Annotated in this window: 18 protein-coding genes; 2 read left to right on the top strand and 16 right to left on the bottom strand. The window is 40.6% G+C overall.

Annotated elements, in window-relative coordinates; translation table 11 throughout:
* Positions 1-64: 64 nt before the first annotated feature.
* From V2H41_RS02130 to V2H41_RS02145, 4 genes are all read right to left on the bottom strand, one after another.
* Entirely contained in the window at positions 65-850 is a 786-nt protein-coding gene (locus V2H41_RS02130) for an SDR family oxidoreductase (RefSeq protein WP_330973468.1), read from the bottom strand.
* A gap of 32 nt (positions 851-882) precedes the next feature.
* On the bottom strand, positions 883-2,463 hold the full coding sequence (locus tag V2H41_RS02135; RefSeq protein WP_330973469.1) for a M1 family metallopeptidase: 1,581 nt from the start codon (positions 2,461-2,463) through the stop codon (positions 883-885).
* 85 nt (positions 2,464-2,548) lie between these two features.
* On the bottom strand, positions 2,549-3,253 hold the full coding sequence (locus V2H41_RS02140) for a rhomboid family intramembrane serine protease (RefSeq protein WP_330973470.1): 705 nt from the start codon (positions 3,251-3,253) through the stop codon (positions 2,549-2,551).
* Between the two features lie 53 nt (positions 3,254-3,306).
* Positions 3,307-3,948, bottom strand: a complete 642-nt coding sequence (locus tag V2H41_RS02145; RefSeq protein WP_330973471.1) for a J domain-containing protein — start codon at positions 3,946-3,948, stop codon at positions 3,307-3,309.
* Positions 3,949-4,199: 251 nt separating this feature from the next.
* On the opposite strand from V2H41_RS02145, the gene V2H41_RS02150 reads away from it, so the two are divergent.
* Both V2H41_RS02150 and uxuA read left to right on the top strand, forming a co-directional pair.
* Entirely contained in the window at positions 4,200-5,573 is a 1,374-nt protein-coding gene (locus V2H41_RS02150; protein ID WP_330973472.1) for a DUF6600 domain-containing protein, read from the top strand.
* A 124-nt stretch (positions 5,574-5,697) separates the two neighbouring features.
* Positions 5,698-6,870, top strand: coding sequence for a mannonate dehydratase (gene uxuA, locus V2H41_RS02155; protein WP_330973473.1), 1,173 nt, complete (start codon positions 5,698-5,700; stop codon positions 6,868-6,870).
* A gap of 85 nt (positions 6,871-6,955) precedes the next feature.
* Here the strand turns inward: uxuA and V2H41_RS02160 are convergent, their stop codons facing one another.
* From V2H41_RS02160 to tamL, 12 genes are all read right to left on the bottom strand, one after another.
* On the bottom strand, positions 6,956-8,239 hold the full coding sequence (locus V2H41_RS02160) for a dicarboxylate/amino acid:cation symporter (protein WP_330973474.1): 1,284 nt from the start codon (positions 8,237-8,239) through the stop codon (positions 6,956-6,958).
* A gap of 88 nt (positions 8,240-8,327) precedes the next feature.
* Positions 8,328-9,026 carry a sulfite exporter TauE/SafE family protein gene (locus tag V2H41_RS02165; protein ID WP_330973475.1) on the bottom strand — a complete coding sequence of 233 codons (699 nt, stop codon included), beginning with the start codon at positions 9,024-9,026 and terminating at the stop codon, positions 8,328-8,330.
* Positions 9,027-9,029: 3 nt separating this feature from the next.
* On the bottom strand, positions 9,030-9,470 hold the full coding sequence (locus V2H41_RS02170) for a FixH family protein (protein WP_330973476.1): 441 nt from the start codon (positions 9,468-9,470) through the stop codon (positions 9,030-9,032).
* A 5-nt stretch (positions 9,471-9,475) separates the two neighbouring features.
* Entirely contained in the window at positions 9,476-10,894 is a 1,419-nt protein-coding gene (gene ccoG, locus V2H41_RS02175) for a cytochrome c oxidase accessory protein CcoG (protein WP_330973477.1), read from the bottom strand.
* 13 nt (positions 10,895-10,907) lie between these two features.
* The gene (locus V2H41_RS02180; protein ID WP_330973478.1) at positions 10,908-12,098 is read right to left on the bottom strand and encodes a cbb3-type cytochrome c oxidase N-terminal domain-containing protein; all 1,191 of its coding nucleotides are present in this window, start codon (positions 12,096-12,098) and stop codon (positions 10,908-10,910) included.
* On the bottom strand, positions 12,091-12,255 hold the full coding sequence (locus V2H41_RS02185) for a CcoQ/FixQ family Cbb3-type cytochrome c oxidase assembly chaperone (protein WP_330973479.1): 165 nt from the start codon (positions 12,253-12,255) through the stop codon (positions 12,091-12,093). Before V2H41_RS02185 ends, V2H41_RS02180 begins: the two co-directional genes overlap by 8 nt.
* Positions 12,256-12,261: 6 nt before the next feature.
* Positions 12,262-14,394 carry a cytochrome-c oxidase, cbb3-type subunit I gene (gene ccoN / locus V2H41_RS02190; protein ID WP_330973480.1) on the bottom strand — a complete coding sequence of 711 codons (2,133 nt, stop codon included), beginning with the start codon at positions 14,392-14,394 and terminating at the stop codon, positions 12,262-12,264.
* Positions 14,394-14,489, bottom strand: coding sequence for a cbb3-type cytochrome oxidase assembly protein CcoS (ccoS, locus tag V2H41_RS02195; RefSeq protein ID WP_330973581.1), 96 nt, complete (start codon positions 14,487-14,489; stop codon positions 14,394-14,396). Before ccoS ends, ccoN begins: the two co-directional genes overlap by 1 nt.
* Entirely contained in the window at positions 14,449-14,619 is a 171-nt protein-coding gene (locus tag V2H41_RS02200; RefSeq protein ID WP_330973582.1) for a hypothetical protein, read from the bottom strand. Before V2H41_RS02200 ends, ccoS begins: the two co-directional genes overlap by 41 nt.
* Before the next feature lie 18 nt (positions 14,620-14,637).
* Entirely contained in the window at positions 14,638-17,058 is a 2,421-nt protein-coding gene (locus tag V2H41_RS02205) for a heavy metal translocating P-type ATPase (RefSeq protein WP_330973481.1), read from the bottom strand.
* Positions 17,059-17,197: 139 nt separating this feature from the next.
* Positions 17,198-18,166: a YihY/virulence factor BrkB family protein gene (locus V2H41_RS02210; protein ID WP_330973482.1), complete on the bottom strand. Its 969-nt coding sequence runs from the start codon at positions 18,164-18,166 to the stop codon at positions 17,198-17,200.
* A gap of 16 nt (positions 18,167-18,182) precedes the next feature.
* Positions 18,183-20,489 carry a translocation and assembly module lipoprotein TamL gene (gene tamL, locus V2H41_RS02215; protein ID WP_330973483.1) on the bottom strand — a complete coding sequence of 769 codons (2,307 nt, stop codon included), beginning with the start codon at positions 20,487-20,489 and terminating at the stop codon, positions 18,183-18,185.
* Between the last annotated feature and the right edge of the window lie 26 nt (positions 20,490-20,515).

Genomic DNA, 20,515 nt, shown 5'->3' on the forward strand with positions numbered 1-20,515 from the left:
ATAAAAAAACTCTTTCGTTGGAGAAAGAGTTTTGAAGTAAAAGTAGTAACTCGAAATATGAGAGTTATATTGATTTTAAAAGTCCTCCATCTACCGGAATACTGGTTCCTGTGATATAAGAAGCTTGTTCTGATGCCAAGAATGTTACTAAACTGGCAAGTTCTTCGGGCTTGCCAAGTCTTTGCAGTGGGATGTCGGCCTCGGCTTTTTGTGTAATAGCTTCGAGGGTGGTATTTTGCGCCTGAGCTTGTAGTGTGAACAATTCTCTCAGTCTTTCGGTATCAAAATTACCAGTGAGAATATTGTTTACGGTAATGTTGTATTTGCCAACATCGCGTGCTAGTGTTTTACCCCAGGCTACTACAGCAGCACGGATGGTATTGGATAAGGCCAGATTGTCGGCCGGCTCTTTTACAGTGCGTGAGGTGAGGTTAATAATACGGCCGTACTGCTTTTCCTTCATGGCTTGCAATGCTAGGCTGGTAGTGTACTGCACTGTTTGGAAAAGTAACGAAAAGGCTGCTTGGTAGTCAGCATCGGTTTGCTCACTAACGGTTCCGGCTTTAGGACCATTGGTGTTGTTTATTAGGATATCAACACTATGACTGCTGAAGTAGTCATTCATGATAGCTTTATAGCGCCCGTAGTCTGAAAAGTCAGCAACAATATATCCGTGTTGCTGTTCTTCTGTCACGGGAAGTTCTTGCAACACCTTTTTGAGTTTTTCCTCATTGCGCGCCACAATGGTTACCGATGCACCGCTGGCTGCAAGCTGCATAGCAATAGCTTTTCCTAACCCTTGACTAGCTCCTCCCACTAAAGCTTTACGGCCTTTTAAAACAATATTCATAGTTCCCTATTTTTATATGATGCTTATAAAAATTATAGGTTCCCTTCTGTTTTCAGTTTGTCGAAAAACTCGTCCAGATTTGTACCTAACGATTTTTCGAAAGAGGCTTTTAAGTCCTCGGGTTGCGGATGTTTATGCCGCCACTCTTTAAAGTATTGCTGAAAAGCTGCATCCAACTGATCCTTTCCAAAGCGTTTTTCCATCTCGTAAACCCAAACGGCTGTTTTTATATAAGATATAATGCCGTATTCTTCTGATGACTTAAAATTGGCAGCAGGCTGGTCAATCACCTGTGTCATCGGAATCTGTTTCATGGCATTATATAAAAGCGACTGGAATTGATTCAGTGGCAACTTTTTCAGTTCGGGGGGGATTTGATCTCCAAATATGGAGTTATATCGGTGCTTTTCGGCTTCATATCGAAACTGATAATAGGTGTTGAGACCTTCATCTTGCCAAGTGTGTTCTCTTTCATTGCTCCCCAACATACTCATAAACCAGTTGTGGCCGATCTCGTGTGCAATCACACCGTCCAAATACTCTTTGCTGGCTCCTGGTACTGTAATCAAGGTAATCATGGGATATTCCATACCGCCACTGGAATTGTTTTTAGGGCCTTCAAAAACTTGCACGGTGGGATATTCGTATTCGCCGATAGCCATGCTATAAAATCTGGTAGCATCTTTGGCATAGTCCACACTGTTTTTCCAAATAGTTTCAGGTTTATTTTTATAGTAGGTAAATACATCTACAGTTTTTCCTGATGGAAGTACCAATGTATCGTATTGAATTACGACATTCTTTTCTGCAAACCATGCAAAGTCCGGAACGTTTTTCGCAATATAGGTAAGTGTTTTATTGCCGGGCTTGCCCTGGTATAACTGCGGAACTGTATCGCGGTAGGTAGCGTTGAATGTGCCTATTTTTTTGTATTGCTCCCGTTCGTCTTCATTTTCTAGCACACCGGTAGCACCTACTACATATTCTCCCGGAAGTGTAATATTTACTTTAAAGTTTCCGTATTCACTGTAATATTCACCCATGCTTAGATAAGGAAACTCATGCCACCCTTTTTTATCAAACACTGCGGGTTTGGGATACCATTGGGTAGCCATGAACTGACCATCGGCATAACCCGATCGTGAAAAATAGGAGGGGAGTTTTACGTAGAAATCTGTTTGAATATTGGTAGACTCTCCCGGTTTTAATCCTTTTGGGAGTACTACTTTAATAATGTCGATATATTGAGGATTGCTGTGCGGTTCGGTTTTCGCTGCTTTGCCGTTTACTTTAAAGTTGAGTCCATCGATATATCCATAAGTAATGCTCGATAAATCTTCTTGTGAGGTAGGATCAGTTTTTATTTGCTGGAACAAAGCGGTGCTGTCGTGTTTATAGGCATTAGGCCAGATGTGAAACCAGATGTAGTTCAGGGTTTCCGGCGAATTATTTTTGTATTGAATGCTGATGTTGCCTTTTAGGGCATTGGCTTTGTCATCAAGTGTAACATTTATTGTGTAATCTACATCTTGCTGCCAGTAGGTATTACTATCCTGACCATACACAAAGAGTACGGAACACCAGATTACAATAGTTGAAAAAATGTACTTCATACAAAATGCTTAATGTTGTTAATTGAAATAAAGTTTATAATATAGGTTAGAATGCGAAGATGCAATATATTGTTTAAAAGAAAAGCTAATAGCGTCTGTACTTAGTTTTGGGATGAGGAGTAGTAGCGAAAAAACGTACCAGCAGCAATCCTGCTAGAAAACCACCTACATGGGCTGCATAAGCTACTCCGCCGCCTTCTCTACCCAAGTTGCCCATACCTTCTAACACTTGTAGGGCTATCCACAGTCCTAGTGCTATAAAAGCATTCACCCTTATAACAAAGGGAAAAACGAACATGCGAATACTATTGCGGGGAAACAATATCATATAACCTCCCAAGACGCCCGATATAGCACCCGAAGCGCCAATACAGGGAATATACAGACCACTATGAGTATAGTAGGCCATAAATACATGGGCTGCGGATGCCAACACGCCGCATAATAGATAAAAAATAAGATAGCGTAAATGTCCCATGGCGTTTTCCAGATTATCGCCAAAAATCGAGAGATATAACATATTACCTATAATATGGGCAATACTACCGTGCATGAACATTGCAGTGAATATGGTGCCATATATGTTGATGGGAGTATGCAAAAGACCACCTCCTACAATATCTCTTCCTGTAAGTATTTCTTCAGGAATAAGTGCGTAGCTCATCAGAAACGCCTCGTTGGAACCTAATCTTTGGGCAAATATGAAAACGACCACGTTAATGATAATAAGCAAATAATTAATGAACGGAGTTATAGTACGACCGGTGTTATCATCTCCAATAGGAATCATATTGCTTATTTTATTTATGAAAGATAAAATTTATAAAGCAGATTCGCAGGAATTTATCGGATAGCATTACTCCAGATAAGCAGGCACAGTAAAATTACCATCAATAAAATGAAAGCAGGCTTCCAGTTTTCCCAAAACATATTTGATTGCAGTGTGTTTTCTCTTTTTTTAAGCGTTTCGGTATGATTAGAAGGAATTAAGCGTACCCTTTCTAATAAAGCAAGCTCATCTACTGCAGGCAAAATATTGATGATGCGTAAAAATTCACTCACGATTGCGTCATTAATGGAAATCTCATTGTGCTCCTGTAATATCGTTATGTTTCTATCGGATAACAATTCAAGCAGTTCGGTTTTAACGCCTTCTTTATTCATGCGATACTGGTCAATATAACTTAGCCGGGTACTGGTATCCAGTACTTCGGTAAGGATGTTTTCGGGGGTGATAATCGCATTTTGAAAGGGATTACCTTGTGCTTTGGCAAGCCATCTATCCTGTAAATATTGTTCTTTATTAGCTGGATTAGACAGTATTTCGTAAGCTTCTTTAATCAGTTCAAAATGCGCCTGAGCTCTTTTATTACCCGGATTTTTATCAGGATGATAAAGATGTGCTAGTCTTCTATAGGCTGTTTTGATTTCAGCCAATGTGGCGGTAGGAGATATTTGTAATATTTCGTAATAATCAACGGTCATTTATGCTACAAATATGCCAATTCTTATGCTTCGCTCCTAAATTTTTTTGTGAGGGAAGGTTTTCTTGTAGCATCCTGATATTCAAAGGTTTCTTACGTGGGTCGCGATTTCTAAATGCAAAAGTTATCCTAAAAAGAATTAGGAAAAATAATTTAAGAGCGGTTCAAGCAACTTTACAGCAATCTATGCGTCATTAATACAGAAGCGCGCAGCTCAAACAATATTTGTAACAGCAATAAAACGTTTCGATAATGAAAAGAATTATAAAATCGTTGGGACTAGGAGTATTGGTGTTGGTAGGTGCATTGATGGCACGTCCCGTTGAAGCACAACCTCGGGTAGGCGTAAGTATAAGCTTCCAGACCTTCTACGATGCTCTGAGTCCTTACGGAGAATGGATCGATTATCCAGAATACGGTTATACTTGGCGTCCTCGAGTAGGAGCTAATTTCCGTCCTTATGCAACCAACGGTTATTGGATTTATACCAACGATTATGAATGGATGTGGTATTCGGATTATGAGTGGGGGTGGGCTCCATTTCATTATGGTCGCTGGTTTTACGATCCCTTTTATGGATGGTTGTGGGTTCCTGGATATGATTGGGCCCCGGCATGGGTAGTATGGCGTGGTGGTGGTGATTACTTTGGCTGGGCACCATTGCGTCCGGGTATCAGTATCTCCATTGGAATAGGAACATACAATCCGCCTTACGACTACTGGACATTTGCTCCCAGTCGTTATATGACTTCGCGGTATATTTCTAGGTACTACTATCCGTATCGCAATAATGTTACCATTATTAATCGTACCACTATCATCCACTATCATGGTAACCGAGGTGGCAGAGGCGGACATTATATCTCAGGCCCACGCAGAACCGATGTGGAAAGATATACTGGACGTATACGCCCTTTGAGCGTACGTAATTCTGATAGGCCGGGAAGGGCATCATTGAGTAGGAATGCGGTATCGGTGTATAGACCTACTGTCGAAAGAAGCAGTAAAGCTACTTATGCTCCTCGAACCGTGCAACGTTATGATAGGAGTGCTATAGCCCCTAGTCAGGCAAGAAACGATGGAAATAATTCGCGTAATACTAATCGTTCCGAATTAAGCAGGGATAGAAATGTGCGGGTGAATACTCCTCCACGTAGGGAAGATGCCATTCAAAACAGAGGAGCCGTAGGGAATAATGATATAAGAAGTAATAATAACCGTCGTATTACTGATAACGCGTCCAGAACGAGGGAAAATAATATAGGCCGTACGGAGCAAATGCAAAGACAAAGGGTGGAGCATGAGCAAAGAGCCCGTGAGGCAAGACAGCGCAGTGAGCAGGAACGTCAGGCACGTATTTCGGAAATGAGGCAGCGAAATGAAGCCGCCCAACAACAGCAAAGAGCCGCTGAGGCTAGACAGCGTAGTGTTCAACAGCAACAACAGCAACGCCAGGCCGAAGCTCAAAGACGTGCCAGAGAGGTACAAGCGCAAAGGCAATCGGCCCCCCGAGTGGAAAGCCGGTCGCAGAGCCGTAGCTTCGAAAGCCGTAGTAGCAGCTCCGCCCCTAGTCGTTCAGCAGCACGCAGCGAGAGAAGCAGCCGTTCTGATCGTCGGTCTAGGTAATGAAATAAGGCTTTAGTTTTTTATATATTTAAGGTTTAGGAATCGGCTCCATTTTTATGGGGCTGTTTTTTATTGTTGCCCGGGAAGATGTAGAGTATGTTTATTTTGATTATTTTAGCAGATTATGAGTTATAAGATGATTCAGACCATGCGTTGGTATGGTCCTAACGATGTTGTTTCGCTAAGCGACATTCTGCAGGCAGGAGCCACCGGAGTTGTTACAGCGCTACACCATATTCCCGTGGGCGAGGTATGGACTTCAGAAGAAATTCAGAAAAGAAAAAAAATTATTGAAGATGCCGGCCTTACTTGGGATGTGGTGGAAAGCTTGCCTGTACACGAGGATATCAAAAAAAGAGACGGGAATTACAAAACCTGGATCGAGAACTACAAAATCAGCCTGAAAAATCTGGCTGAAAATGATATTCGTGTAGTTACTTACAACTTTATGCCGGTGCTGGATTGGGTAAGAACCAATCTGGACTATCCTACAGAAACAGGAGCCCTCTGTTTGCGTTTCGGATGGAAAGAGTTCATTGCATTTGATGTCTTTATACTGAAACGCGCCGGGGCGGAAAACGATTACGACGAAGCTGCCGTAAAAAAGGCTAAAAAATTCTTTGACGGCCTTAGCTTGAATGAAATTGAAAAGCTGAAAGTTTCCTGTTTAATGGGGCTTCCGGGATCCGATGGTCTGTTTACTACCGAGGAAGTGTTATCGCTTTTAAACGAGTACGGAAAAATATCTCCCGAACAACTACAGCAAAATCTATTCGACTTTCTGAATGAAATTACGCCTACAGCCGAAGAGTACGGAGTGCAACTGGCAATTCATCCCGATGATCCTCCCTATCCGATATTGGGATTGCCGCGTATCATGAGCACTGATGCACATATTGAAGCGTTATTTAAAAATGTGCCTTCCAAAAGTGCAGGGCTCTGTTTCTGTACAGGATCCTATGGAGCCCGTAGGGATAATGACCTGCTGGCAATGATAAAAAAATATGGAGATAGGGTGTACTTCCTACACTTGCGCAGTACCGAGGTGGATGAGGAAGGCAATTTCTTCGAAGCAAACCACCTTGAAGGTAAAGGCAATCTTATCGAGATTATCCATTATGTAACGCAATTACAGCAGGAGCAACAGCGCCGCATTCCCATGCGCCCCGATCACGGCCATCAGATGTTGGACGACTTGAATAAAAAAAACTATCCTGGATATTCAGCTATAGGTAGATTAAAAGGGTTGGCAGAAATACGAGGCGTGGAAGAAGCTATTCATAAATTAAAGCTGTAGCCTACGCTATAAAAGCATATAAAAGAAAGGCCTGCAATATAAGTATGCAGGCTTTTTATTTAGATATAGATGTATCAAATTCAGATCATCTTTGATTAAGGGCTTCCTCTAGTTTCTTCTTATCTAATTGTTTCTCCCAATTGGCTACCACTATCGTTGCTACCGCATTGCCGGTAATGTTGGTTAGGGCACGGCACTCACTCATGAAACGATCGATCCCCAAAATTAAAGTCATTCCAGCTATAGGCACTTCGGGTACAACTGCCAGTGTCGCTGCTAATGTAATGAAACCCGCACCACTTACTCCAGCAGCTCCTTTGGAGCTAAGCATGGCAACAAGCAGCAATACAATCTGACTTTCTAAGGATAATTCGATATTACAGGCTTGTGCAATGAATAAGGCGGCCAATGTCATATAAATATTGGTCCCATCCAGATTAAAGGAATAGCCTGTAGGCACTACCAACCCTACGATAGATTTGGGGCATCCTGCTTTCTCCATCTTCTGCATAAGCATGGGCAGGGCAGCCTCTGAAGAGCTGGTTCCTAACACCAGCAATAGTTCATCCTTGATGTATTTAAGAAATTTGAAAATGGAAAACCCGTTATATTTTGCTACAGCTCCCAACACAACCAGAACAAAGAAAATAGATGTTGTATAAAAGGTAATAACTAGCATGAGCAGATTGCCAATAGACTCTATCCCGTATTTTCCAATAGTAAAGGCCATGGCACCAAAAGCTCCTATGGGAGCTAGTTTCATTAGAATAGCAACAATTTTGAACACAGGATAGGACAACGCTTCCAGAAAATCCAGTACAGGCTTGCTATGGGGCAGTGTTAATGAAATAGATATTCCAAACAAAATGGCGATTAATAGAATCTGCAGAATATTATCTCCCGTAAGCGGGCTTACGAGTGTTTTAGGGATGATGTCGAGAATAAAGTTGATAAGGGAGCTTTCATGTGCTTTGTCGACATATTTTGAAATCGCCGAGGCTTCTAGTGTGGCAGGGTTGATATTTAATCCTTTGCCGGGTTGTACAATATTGCTTACTAGCAAGCCAATGATAAGAGCCAGCGTAGAAAAGGTAATGAAATAGATAAACGCTTTGGAGGCGACACGCCCTATTTTTTTCATGTCGTTCATCGATGCAATACCCACCGTAATGGTGATAAAGATTACAGGAGCAATGATCATTTTGATCAATCCTATAAATCCATCACCCAGCGGTTTCATTTTTTCTCCTAGAGATGGGTAAAAATAACCGAGCAATATGCCGATGGCGATGGCTATTAAAACCTGAACATACAGTATCTGATAAAACTTTTTCTTCTTATATGGCGAAGAAGCAACCCCCTGTATCATTAGTAATATACGCTTTAAAGGGGCGTAAATTATATAAAAATATCAATAATGAAAAGAATGGAAGGAGAGACGTCTTGAGATAAACTCTTTAATGGCAGCTTACTCCTTGCGTTGATTTAACCATCGGACTAATAAAGGGGATATTAAGGTTGAGGCCTCTCAGAATCATCAGCACAGCTATCATTATTGTAAATACTGGGATAAGTTTTACCATTCTGGTTTTAAAAGAGTGAGATAGATATTTGCTTACTATCATAAAGCTGGACATAAGCGGAAGTGTGCCCAATCCGAACATGAACATCAGAAGGGCTCCATGTAGCCCATTCCCTGTAGCTATTGCCGATGCTATAGCGATATACACTAAGCCGCAGGGTAGAAAACCGTTTATCATGCCTATCCATAAATAGGGTACATGGTTTTTGCTGTTCAGTAGGCCGCCTAGTTTTTGCTGAATGTATTGATGAAATGTATTTCTTGTTTTAATAGGGTAGGGAGTAAAGTATTTTACTGCAATAAACAGTAACATAACACCGCCCAAAATGATGGAGACCAACTGCTGATATCCGGCCATAAATAATCCATAGCCTAAGCTTCCGAAAAGGGCACCCATAGCACCATAGGTGAGGGCTCTTCCCAAATTGTATAGTGCAACAGCTGTGAGTCGTCTCGATATGGTGGGTTGTTGTATCGGAAGCACTAAGGTAATAGGACCGCACATGCCTATGCAGTGAAAGCTGCCCAGAAGGCCTATAGTAAATCCTGTGATGATTATTCCTCCGATACTCATGGTTTAATTGTTGATGACGAACCTCATTTCTTTATAATAAGGGATTTCTCTGCAGTGCCAGTTTATTGTAACAATATACATGCCTGGCGATAACTGTTCTTTGTTGATTATTTGTATTCCGTTTTTGTCAACCATCACAGGTATGCTAATGTCTTTGCTTTTGTCTGCGGGACGCATAAACGTTATGGTGCCGATTGCTCCTGCTTCAAAGCTTTGGTGCGGCAATTGAATGTAAATCATGTTTAGGCTATCTTTTATCTGAACCGTATCTGCAAGTTGTGCCAAATTGTTTTTGGCATTGATGACCTCCTGATACTGTAGTTCCTTCAGATAATATTCTTCATCTACCATTTCGTTGGTTTGCTGATGAGCTATAACTACCATAGTCATCATGCCTGCTATGAATACAATGATTCCGGCTAATATTTTAAATCCCCAATTCATATGTTTTAGCTAAAGGGTCCAAGAAATGTTGTTTTTATAGTCTGTAATTTGTTTTCTTCGCTATATACATCGATTTTAATTTTCTGACTCCTCTGTTTTACTGCTCTGTCGGGTAAAATAACGAAGAAGAAAATTTCATTAATAGATTCAGGTTTTAAAGTGATATTAGGTATACCTATCAGTTTAATTTCACCTCCTTCTATATGGTTTAATTTGAGATGAACCTTTATCGGTTGGTGGGTTTTGTTAATAATTTTGGCATTGTACAAATTGCTAAGTTTGCCTTCTGGTACTTCCTGATAGAGTTGCCCTTTTACCCGTGCGATAGAAGTGTCGATACTTCTTCGTGTAAAAATCATTACCGACATGGCCGCTAGAAGTAAAAACAGCATAATGCTGTATCCTAGTACTTTTCCGCTAAATCGGAAATTTTGTCCATGTTGGATTTCATTTTCGGATGCATAGCGAATCAATCCTGTAGGACGATTTAATTTTAGCATAACACTATCGCATGCATCCGCACAGGCAGTACATCCTATACATTCCATCTGAACACCGTTACGTATGTCAATACCAGTAGGGCATACGTTTACGCATAATTTGCAGTCAACGCAGTCTCCTCGTGGTCTTGAATTATTTTCTGTATGCTTTTTTAGTTTCCCTCTTGGTTCCCCCCGGTTGTAATCGTAAGCAATAAGCATCGTATTTTTATCGAAGAGTACACTTTGTAGCCTACCATAAGGACAAACAGTAGTACAAACAAGATCTCTTACAAACGCATACACACTGAAAAATAGCAAAGTGAATACCAGCAAACCGCTTAGTAATCCGAAGTTTTCAGAAATAGGCGCCGCAATCATGTTTTTTAGTTCATCAATACCAACGATGTAGGAGAGAAAAGTATTGGCAATGAGAAAGGATAGTACAAAAAAGAGTACGTACTTAATGATGCGACGCCATAAGAAATCGAAAGATTGTTTATGCTGAGCACGTTTTTTCTGTTGTGTTGGGGTTCCTTCTATCCACCATTCTAATTTTCGAAACACAAATTCCATAAAAATGGTTTGTGGGCATACCCATCCGCAAAACAGCCGGCCATACACTACAGTAAAAAGTGCGATAAATATTACCATAGTAATCATGCCCAGCGCGAATATGATAAAATCCTGCGGCCAGAATATTTTACTAAACAGTATGAATTTGCCTTCAAAGAAGTTCAGCATGATGAAAGGCATGCCGTTTACCTTTATAAACGGCATGGTGAAAAAAACAATCAGATATAACCAGGCAAGGATAGTACGTGCTTTATAAAATCGGCCTGTCGGCTGTTGTGCATATATCCATTTTCTTTTTCCTTTTTCGGTGACCGAAGCGATTCTGTCTCTATATGTTTCTTCTTGTATGGATGATATTGGTTCGTTCATATTGTTGTCGTGTCTATTGCGCTACCAATTCATTACTATCATTCCCTGTTGATCTGTTGTCAGAAGTATTATTATTTTCCACAACTTCTTCAATGTATTCTTCTCCCTGTGGTTCTTTTGCTCCGGGCGGATTCGTATTTTGAATGGATTTTATATAACTAGTTAGCTGTGCTATTTGTACCGGAGAGAAATCATCTTTCCAAGATTTCATTCCCTGTGCAGGCCAGCCATATTTGATGCTTTTGAAAATATCGCTGAGACTGCCACCGTGTAGCCAATATTTGTCGGTAAGGTTCGGCCCCACACCTCCTTGACCTTTGTCACCATGGCAAGCCGTGCAGTTGGTGGCATAAAGTTTGGCACCGGCCGCTATGCCTGCAGCATCCAACATGGTTACGTTGGTTTCATCCACCTTGTTGGCTTGTTTTTTCAGATATTCTTCCTGTTTAGCTCTGGCAATAGCTACTTCTCGCTCATATTCTTCTATCTGACTCAAACCACTGCCCGATACTTCATAGCGCCATAGATAGATTACAGCAAATACAATACTGGCAGTAAATGCTATTTTAAACCATGGTGGTGTTACGTTGTTCAATTCGCGAATGCCATCATAGCTATGTCCCGTATCAATTTGTGCTTCATGTTCTATGGGTTGGAACTTATTAATGCGCTCCCAAAAACTTTGAAAGGCCGTTTTAGATTTTTGTTCTGTAGGAGCTTTTGCTGCTGCTAAGGATTCCTCATAATCTTTTATGCCGGTAAAATATTTAATCCATTTTGCAAACAGAAAAATGGTAATCATTTCCAACAATATGATGATGAGCATTACCCCCCTGAAAAAATCAGCTTCTGTAAATGTATATGTGGGGGTGACAGGGGCTTCGGTATCGCCTCCCTGTGCAGCGGCCACGCCCCACCATACAAGAGCTATCAGTACTAATAGCGTTTTAATACTTTCGGATGTGGCAGTTTTCTTTCTGTGTCTATGATAACTGATGGCTGATTTTAATACATTTCCTAGTCCGATGATTACAAGTCCTAGAAATACGGCACATGCTATTAGTATATCATTGGAACTGATAAATCCGAACGATGTTTTTGCAGCAGTCGCTGCATCTTGGGCCTGTATAGTTGTAAGAGATAATGATAGGAGTATTGTAATATATATGAATTTCAGGTTCCCCATAAAAACTGATTTAATCATTGTCTAACGGAAGATTTTCAACATGCTCAATAGTTTTTTTATCTGTTCGTAACACCCACAGCGTAACTAGTATAAAAAAGGTTACAAACAATAGCAGAGAGATAATGGGATAAATACTTACCCCTGTTATTTTTTCCAGATAGTACGTGAATTTCATATTGCGTTATTTTGATGCGAGAGATTCTTTTTCTTCTCCCTTAATGTCCTTGCCTAGTCGTTGCAGGTATGCGATCAAAGCGATGATTTCTTTATCACTACTTATTTTTATTTTATCTTTTGCAAGATTGTTGGTTATATCTGTTGCCTGTTTTTTCAGCTCTTCATTGGCTTCCTTTTCATAACCTATGGGATAAGGTACACCCAGCTTTCGCATTGCATGTATTTTGGAATTAGTAGTTGAGATATCTAACTTGTTTTCGAAAAGCCATGGGTATTTGGGCATAACAGAGCCGGGAGCCATGGATTCCGGATCGAGCATATGGTTGAAGTGCCAGCTATCAGGATACTTGCCGCCTATGCGAGCCAGATCGGGACCGGTACGTTTACTGCCCCACTGAAACGGGTGGTCATACACAAATTCTCCTGCTTTGGAATATTCTCCATAACGCGTCACTTCATACCGGAACGGGCGAATCATTTGTGAGTGACAATTATAACAGCCTTCACGTATGTAAATATCTCTTCCCTGTAACTCAAGCGGTGTGTAGGGTTTTACACTGGCAATTGTGGGAACATTTGATTTTACCAGAAAAGTAGGGATCAATTCAAATATCCCCCCTAATCCTACTACGATCAGACTCAATATTAAAAGCAAGGTGGGTTTTCTTTCAATGACTGCATGCCAGAAGGTTCCGGGTTGTGGTTTGTATGCTTTTCCCAGTCGGGGTGCTTCAGCTTCTTCAAATTTTAAGAAGCTGCCTTGCTTAGCAGTTTTAACAAGATTGTATACCATCAGTAGCACGCCTAGAAGATAGATGGAGCCACCGATCGCCCTAAGAATATAGAAGGGGATCATGGATTGTACTACATCGATAAACTGGTACTGCAGCTGCCCTTCGGGTGTAAAGGCAGACATCATAAAGTAAGAACGGAATGCCGCCCAGTACATAGGGATAGCGTACAGCACTATTCCTAGCGTACCTAGCCAGAAGTGTTGGGCAGCCATCTTCTTAGAATAGAGGTTGGTGGAGAATAATCGTGGAACCAGCCAATAAGCCATACCAAATGTGAGGAATCCATTCCAGCCTAAAGCGCCTATGTGTACGTGTGCTACAGTCCAATCGCTGTAATGTGAAATAGCATTTACATTTTTTAAAGAAAGCATGGGACCTTCAAAAGTGCTCATACCGTAGCAGGTAACTGCAACCACGAAGAATTTCAATACTGGATCCTCACGCACTTTGTCCCATGCACCACGCAGCGTAAACAGACCATTTAACATACCACCCCAGCTGGGAAGTAAAAGCATTACCGAAAATGCGGTGCCTAAGGACTGGGCCCACTCCGGAAGTGCCGTATATAACAAGTGGTGTGGACCTGCCCAGATATATATAAAGATCAGGCTCCAAAAATGAACAATACTTAATCTGTAAGAATATATAGGGCGCTCAGCAGCTTTGGGTAGGAAATAGTACATCAGTCCTAAATAGGGGGTAGTTAAGAAAAATGCAACGGCATTATGTCCATACCACCATTGTACCAAGGCGTCTTGCACCCCTGCGTACCACGAGTAACTTTTTAAGAGCGATACCGGTAGTTCAAATGAATTGACGATATGTAGCATGGCTACCGTTACCCAAGAGGCTATATAAAACCAGATTGCAACATACAAGTGACGCTCTCTTCTGGTGAATATGGTACCAAACATGTTGATGCCAAACACAACCCATATTACTGTAATGGCAATATCGAGTGGCCATTCTAGTTCGGCATATTCCTTTGCTGTAGTATATCCTAAAAGAAGAGTGGTGGCACCCACAGCAATGATGAGCTGCCAGCCCCAAAAATGTATTTTGCTCAATGTATTGCTCCACATGGGCGTTTTAAGCAAGCGGGGCAAAGAGTAATACACAGCTGTAAAAATTCCATTACCTACGAATGCAAAAATCACTGCATTAGTATGTACCGGCCTAACCCTTCCGAATGTGGTGAAGGGTAAGTCAAAGTTCAAAGCAGGAAATGCTAATTGAAAAGCTATCAAAAGACCAGCGAGCATGCCTACAGCACCCCAAAATATAGTGGCAATCAAGAAAAGCTTAGGAATGCGGTTGTCGTAACGAAATTTCTCCACTTGCATTAATCTTTATTTTTTGTTTGATCAAATAATATCCTGTTTGCCGCAGCGTAATTATCATCGTACTGTCCATCCTTTACACTCCATAGAAAGGCGATAAGGAATCCTCCAGAGATACAGATGCTTATAATCAGGAGTAGGATAATCACCATCATAACAACACAAATATTTAACAGAACTGATTTTTTTATAATGCCCTAGGTCATCCGTACTAATGATTTTTATCATACTGTTATCCGTATCATATCATAATCCTTTTTTCCATGCCAAGTATCGAGTAAGGAAATAGCATGTAAGGATGATGGTGAGTGAGCTTAGTGGCATTAAGATAGCTGATATCACAGGTGATAGGGTGCCGCTTAATGCATACGATAGTCCAATTACGTTGTATATAAATGAAAGCATAAAGCCAAATAGAATAATGAATCTATTCTTTTGTGCTAAGGAAAGCAGGGCCGGTAGCTTGTTCAGCTTTGATGCATGCAGAATACCGTCGGAGGCTGGAGTAAATTTGTTATCATCATCGGTGATAGCTATGCCTACATTACTTTGCTTGAGTGCACCAGCATCGTTCAAGCCATCGCCAATCATCATCACGTATTCCGATTGGGATTTTTGTAGATTTTCTATGTAAGTAAGTTTTGCTTTAGGGGACATATTAAAGAGGAGGTGACTATCTAGACCGAAGAATGTCTGCAGCGTACTTTTCTCGCTATCATTATCTCCGGAAAGAAGAGAAAGAGTATAGTTTTTTTTGAGTTGTTGAACTAGCATTCTTACTCCGTTCCGATAATTATTGCTTATAAGGTATTTACCGTAAACTTTTCCATCAATAGCAATATAAACTACACTGCTTTCTTCATGCTTTGAATTGATGTTTACAAATTTTGCAGAGCCTGCTTTGATGTGTTTTTCGTTTACCCAACCTTCAATGCCTTCCCCTTCATATAATTTAAAATTGGCTACTTCAATTGGAAGCATATCGATTGCATGTTGTAATCGATCCTCGATTGTCTGCACTACGGCTACTCCCAACGGATGGATGGATTGTCGAAGCAGTGCCGCAATTTCTTGTTCCAATTGAGGTGATAGCAGGTGACCTTCATAAGACACTTTACAAGTATGTTTACTGTCGGTAAGTGTTCCTGTTTTATCAAATACAATGTGATTAACTTTTTGTAGCTGCTCGATTACATCGGGATGACGTAAATAAAGCTGATTTTTACTAAATATTCTCAGCAAATTACCGTTAGCGAAGGATGCGCTTAATACCAATGTACATGGACAAGCGACAATTAATACAGTGGTAATGGCATTCCAACCTAATGTTGGTTGGCCTTTCAGATGCCAATAAAGGAGTGCGCTGATGCCCAGTGTTAGTACAATTATCGTAAACCATGTGCTTATCTGGTGAATGAATAAGTTTTTTGATTGTTTTTCTTCCCGGAATACAGCTTTGTTCCAGAGGTCTGTAAGGTAACTTTGAGATACGGTTTTGGCAACAATTAGCTCGATACAACCTTCAGTTTGGCGCCCGCCAGCGTACACCAGTTCTCCAATATTTTTCTGCACAGGCAGGCTTTCTCCTGTAACGAAACTGTAATCAATTTTGGCATTGCCTTTTGAAAGGATCGCATCCACTGGGATTAACTCTTGTGCATGAATTTGTATAACATCGTTTACTTTTAGATCCTGAACAAGTGTTGGTGTGATGGAGCTGTCTTTTACAACATTTACCGCAATTGGAAAGAAGGATCTGTAATCTCGGTCAAACGATATAGCTTGATAGGTTTTATCTTGCAAAGTGCGGCCTACCAGCATGAAGAATACAATGCCGCTCATACTGTCGAAATAACCATTCCCGGTATCTTGTAATATTTCAAATATGCTGCGCAGAAAAGTGATTAAAATAGCTGTAGCAACAGGTACATCGATATTTAAAAAGCGATGCCGAAGGCCTTTCCATGCGGAAGTAAAAAACTCTGAAGCACAGTAGAACAACACAGGTAAAGAAAACAATAGAATGAGGATTTTGAAAGCCAATCCTATCTCTTGCTCTGACTGTTGTCCCAGCCCAAAATATTCAGGAAGGGAAAACATCATAATGTTGGCAAAGCAAAAGCCTGCAACCCCTATCTTATAAATCCGAGAGTTATCGGTGTTTTTCTTCGTTGCATCGTGGTTGCCGGCAAGGCTAATATGGGGTTCGTACCCGATGGAGGTTAATGTTTCTGCTACCTTTTTAAGTGTTGTGGCCTTGTTGTCGAATATAATAAATACCTCCTTGCGTGCGAAATTGACTCTGGAAGAAAGAATACCAGGGTTAATCTTATGAATGTTCTCAAGCAACCACAGACAGCTACTGCAGTGCATTTGTGGGAGATAGAAGATGACCTGTGTCTGTTTATTGTCCGAAAAACGTATGAGTCTTTCAGCAATGTCGGCGCGGTCTAAGAATGCAAACTTGTTAGGACTTACAGGACGGTTTTGTGTAACGCCTGGATTTTCGTTAAGCTTGTAATAGCTGCAAAGGTTGTTTGCACTCAGTAATTCGTAGACCATCCTACAACCTTCGCAGCAGAATTTTTTTTCTTCAATACGTATATCAGTATCCGGACAAGATTCACCGCAGTGATAACATGTTGTATGGTTGATGACTACTCCCATTGCTGATAGCCATACTTGGCTCGGGCAAAGGTGCAGTGGATATGTTTTCTACCGGGTGACTTAGGTTAGGTGAAAAAATGATTTTTGTCAGAAGTCTACCATAGTGCCTAATAAATGCAACATACTTATAGTTGAAATATTATGCTTGTTTTTCTTCGGTATGTTGTGTCGGAAGTTCAGTAATAGGCTCTTCTTCTATCTGTACTTTTAGATGTACGGCATATTTAGAAGGTTTAATTCTGTCGCTAAATTTTTCGGCATAGGCTCGCGTAAATTCGGCTCCAAAATACAGTATAAAAGAGGTGTAATACACCCATGCGAGAATGATGATAAGCGTACCGGCCGTTCCGAATATGGCTCCCGGCTTCGCTTTTGTAATGTACAGGTCTATCAGCAATTTCCCTATTGCAAATAGTACTGTAGTAAAAGCTGCGCCTACTAGAGCCGGTTTCCATTTAATAATAACGTCCGGAAGTACTTTAAAAATTATCGCGAAAAGTAAAGTAATAACTACAAATGTGATGACGTTATTCAATATAAAAAATAGCCACCCTGAGTTAATGGGTATTAACTCTTGAAAGCGGGTTTGCAAGCTCCCTAATATGCTATTGATAGTTAAGGAAACCAATAACAAAAATCCTAAGGATATAATCAGAGAAAAAGATTTTAGCCTATTGAAAAGGAAATTCAACAATCCATTGCGTGGTTTGGCCTTTACTTTCCATATTGTGTTAATACTATCTTGTATTTCCAAAAATACAGCTGTTGCTCCTATAAGCAGGGATATAATACCTATTGTGAGTGCCATGGTAGTTTTACCACTAAGACTGGCATTCATTACTGCGGTTTGTATTTGCGCTGCAGTTTCGGGCGTAGTGAACTGAGCTACTATGTCGTAAACTTTACCTTCAACAATCTCTTTTCGGTAGATAATACTTGCTGATGCAATAATGATCGTTAGTAATGGTGCTAATGAAATAATAGTACAGTATGCCAGTGAGGCACTTAATTTAGGAACCTTATCTTCAATAAAACCCTTTCCTGCGGTCTTGAGCAAATTAAAAGTAGCCACGAAGAAATTTTTAGGTTTTGAAATGATAAAGCTCATATTGCATAATTTATATTTAGAATGGATATCCTATACCGATGTTCAGAATTAAATTTTCTTTGCGCCAGGCCGGGTCACCAAATCGTATTTTATCTAGTACCCATCGCTCCGATTTTGGCAACCATGGCTTTCGGAGTGGCATGGCTAGGTCGAATCTTACAACAAATATCGTAGCATCGACACGGAGTCCCACACCGCCACCTACTGCAAATTCACTCAATGCATTGGCTAGCTTAAACTTACTGCCCATTCTGGAAGAGTCTGTCTTGGCAGTCCATACATTTCCGGCATCGATAAATACGGCGCCATGTATGATGCTGAAAAGCTTTGTTCTCAGCTCTGCATTCAGCATCATTTTAATATCGCCACCCTGATCTGCAAAATACCTGCTGCTGTCGGGGTAATGGTAAGTGCCGGGACCTAGTGCTCGGGCGCGAAATGCTCTAATATCGTTGCTACCTCCTGCAAAGAATTGTCTGATATAAGGGAGCACATTACTGTTTCCATATGGAATACCATAGCCTATGTTGGCACGACCGGCAAGTATCGAATTCTTCGTGAGTTTATAAAAGTCGCGGAAATCTGCCTCAATACGGATGAATTGATTTACGGCAGTGTTGAACAATGTTTTTTGTCCGTTCTCATTTCTTTTTTTCAAAAATGCATTTACAAGATTGCCCGCAGTTTCAAAAGAGCCCAAGAAATAGATATGATTGCGCTTATTTTCCTTAAAGTAATCGCTATACACAAAATTATAGCTTGAGCTGAAGATAAATTGATTCTCAAAATTGGCTTTGAGGGAGGGTACTCGCTCCAACAAAACGTTAAAGCTATCAGTGGTATTCAGTGTACGCACGTAGGTAGCTGATAAGGGGTTCAGATTGTGCTCTATATATTCACTGCCTTTCCAGTTGTACCCCAGCTCTGCTTTTCCGGAGATTAGGCTATAATACAATGCTCGGCTCAAGAATTGGCCACCTAAGGAAATACGTGTTTTAGGAACCGAGTTCCCAAGATTTTTAAGCCGAATCGGGGCAACAGTTCTTGGAAAAATCAGAGAAGCATCTGCGGAAAGTGAATAAGAGTTTAAATTAGCTCCGCTAACCTGCGTCTCAAAACCTCCGCTCAGGCTGCCATTAAATTGCTCCGCTCCGCGAAATAAGTTGCGGTTAGTGGCTGATACTTTTAACTCCGATCCCACAAAATTGTTGGATTTGCTGGTTCCGAGTACTTGAAATGATAGAGAACGTTTCTTTTGTGGAGTAAGAATAAAATTAGCATCTAGCAGATCACTTTCCAACGTATCGATAGGTTTAAATTCGGCCTTTACAAATCGGAATGTACCGATGTTTACAAGACGATTTAAGCTCAGGCTGTGGTTACTCCTATTATAGGGTTCGTCTTTTTTAAAGAATACTAGCCTTTCAAATAGCTGTGGTTTGTATGTGTTTTGAAGGTCATAGATATTAAAGTCTTTGTAGACAATCGGGGCAGTATGCTTGATGGCTGAGTCTCTGCGTAAATTATAGTTGGGATAAATATTGATATCATTTATTCTGTAAGGTTTTAATGCTTCGATAGGCGTTAGGTCTTTTACTTTCACATATACATCTGCCTGATTATTGCCAATGGTACTGTCTACCTGTAGCAATATATAATCCGGATTAAAAAAGAAATACCCTCTTTCTTTCAACTCACTGTCTATACGCTCCCTTTCTGCTGTGAAAATATCGATATCATAGTATTCACCACTTTTAAGAAGCGATTCATTAGAAGTGCGTCGAATGAGATTGTCTAGGGCAGTGGGTTCTTGAGGAAATTGTATTTTGTTAAGTGTATATCGATCTTTGGTGATAGCTGTATAAATTACTTTTCCGGTTTTTCCTTTAATTACAGTATCTGCAGATACCTGAGCCTGTAAATATCCTTTCCCCAGTAGATAACTCTGTAATACATTGATGTTGGTTTGTAAACGTACATCGCTCATCAATACGGGTGGTTCACCCAACTTATTTCGCATCCAGTATTTGAATCCCTTCTGTTTTTTGGGTTCTCCTGCTAGGTTATAAAAAAATAGTTTGTATCGCATTCCCAGCAAGGATTTATTGGGTAAAGGTCGGGTTTGTTCTTCCAGTGTACTTTTTATAGATTTCTCTCCCGGAACTTTTCGAGCACTATCCGGGTTTACTTTTACCTCCGCTCCTGTATATAAAACCTGTCCTTCTTTCAAATATTTTGTTCCACTACAGGAGTAAAGCAAAACTGCAGTAATGATTAGAAGTAGTATGTTCCAGCGCTTTAGCATATAGATATAAATACTCACAAAGAGGTTACTTCAAGATTAATATT

This window comes from Niabella digestorum, from assembly GCF_036409055.1.
Taxonomy (GTDB): domain Bacteria; phylum Bacteroidota; class Bacteroidia; order Chitinophagales; family Chitinophagaceae; genus Niabella; species Niabella composti.

Excerpts from the sequence above, each read along its gene's own strand:
- ccoG (WP_330973477.1), bottom strand. The coding sequence starts at position 10,894 with ATGAACGAACCAATATCATCCATACAAGAAGAAACATATAGAGACAGA.
- V2H41_RS02130 (WP_330973468.1), bottom strand. The coding sequence starts at position 850 with ATGAATATTGTTTTAAAAGGCCGTAAAGCTTTAGTGGGAGGAGCTAGT.
- V2H41_RS02185 (WP_330973479.1), bottom strand. The coding sequence starts at position 12,255 with ATGAAATTCACGTACTATCTGGAAAAAATAACAGGGGTAAGTATTTAT.
- V2H41_RS02140 (WP_330973470.1), bottom strand. The coding sequence starts at position 3,253 with ATGATTCCTATTGGAGATGATAACACCGGTCGTACTATAACTCCGTTC.
- V2H41_RS02205 (WP_330973481.1), bottom strand. The coding sequence starts at position 17,058 with ATGGGAGTAGTCATCAACCATACAACATGTTATCACTGCGGTGAATCT.
- V2H41_RS02165 (WP_330973475.1), bottom strand. The coding sequence starts at position 9,026 with ATGAGTATCGGAGGAATAATCATCACAGGATTTACTATAGGCCTTCTG.
- V2H41_RS02200 (WP_330973582.1), bottom strand. The coding sequence starts at position 14,619 with ATGATAAAAATCATTAGTACGGATGACCTAGGGCATTATAAAAAAATC.
- uxuA (WP_330973473.1), top strand. The coding sequence starts at position 5,698 with ATGAGTTATAAGATGATTCAGACCATGCGTTGGTATGGTCCTAACGAT.
- ccoN (WP_330973480.1), bottom strand. The coding sequence starts at position 14,394 with ATGCAAGTGGAGAAATTTCGTTACGACAACCGCATTCCTAAGCTTTTC.
- V2H41_RS02210 (WP_330973482.1), bottom strand. The coding sequence starts at position 18,166 with ATGAGCTTTATCATTTCAAAACCTAAAAATTTCTTCGTGGCTACTTTT.
- V2H41_RS02180 (WP_330973478.1), bottom strand. The coding sequence starts at position 12,098 with ATGATTAAATCAGTTTTTATGGGGAACCTGAAATTCATATATATTACA.
- V2H41_RS02150 (WP_330973472.1), top strand. The coding sequence starts at position 4,200 with ATGAAAAGAATTATAAAATCGTTGGGACTAGGAGTATTGGTGTTGGTA.
- V2H41_RS02160 (WP_330973474.1), bottom strand. The coding sequence starts at position 8,239 with ATGATACAGGGGGTTGCTTCTTCGCCATATAAGAAGAAAAAGTTTTAT.
- V2H41_RS02145 (WP_330973471.1), bottom strand. The coding sequence starts at position 3,948 with ATGACCGTTGATTATTACGAAATATTACAAATATCTCCTACCGCCACA.
- V2H41_RS02135 (WP_330973469.1), bottom strand. The coding sequence starts at position 2,463 with ATGAAGTACATTTTTTCAACTATTGTAATCTGGTGTTCCGTACTCTTT.
- V2H41_RS02170 (WP_330973476.1), bottom strand. The coding sequence starts at position 9,470 with ATGAATTGGGGATTTAAAATATTAGCCGGAATCATTGTATTCATAGCA.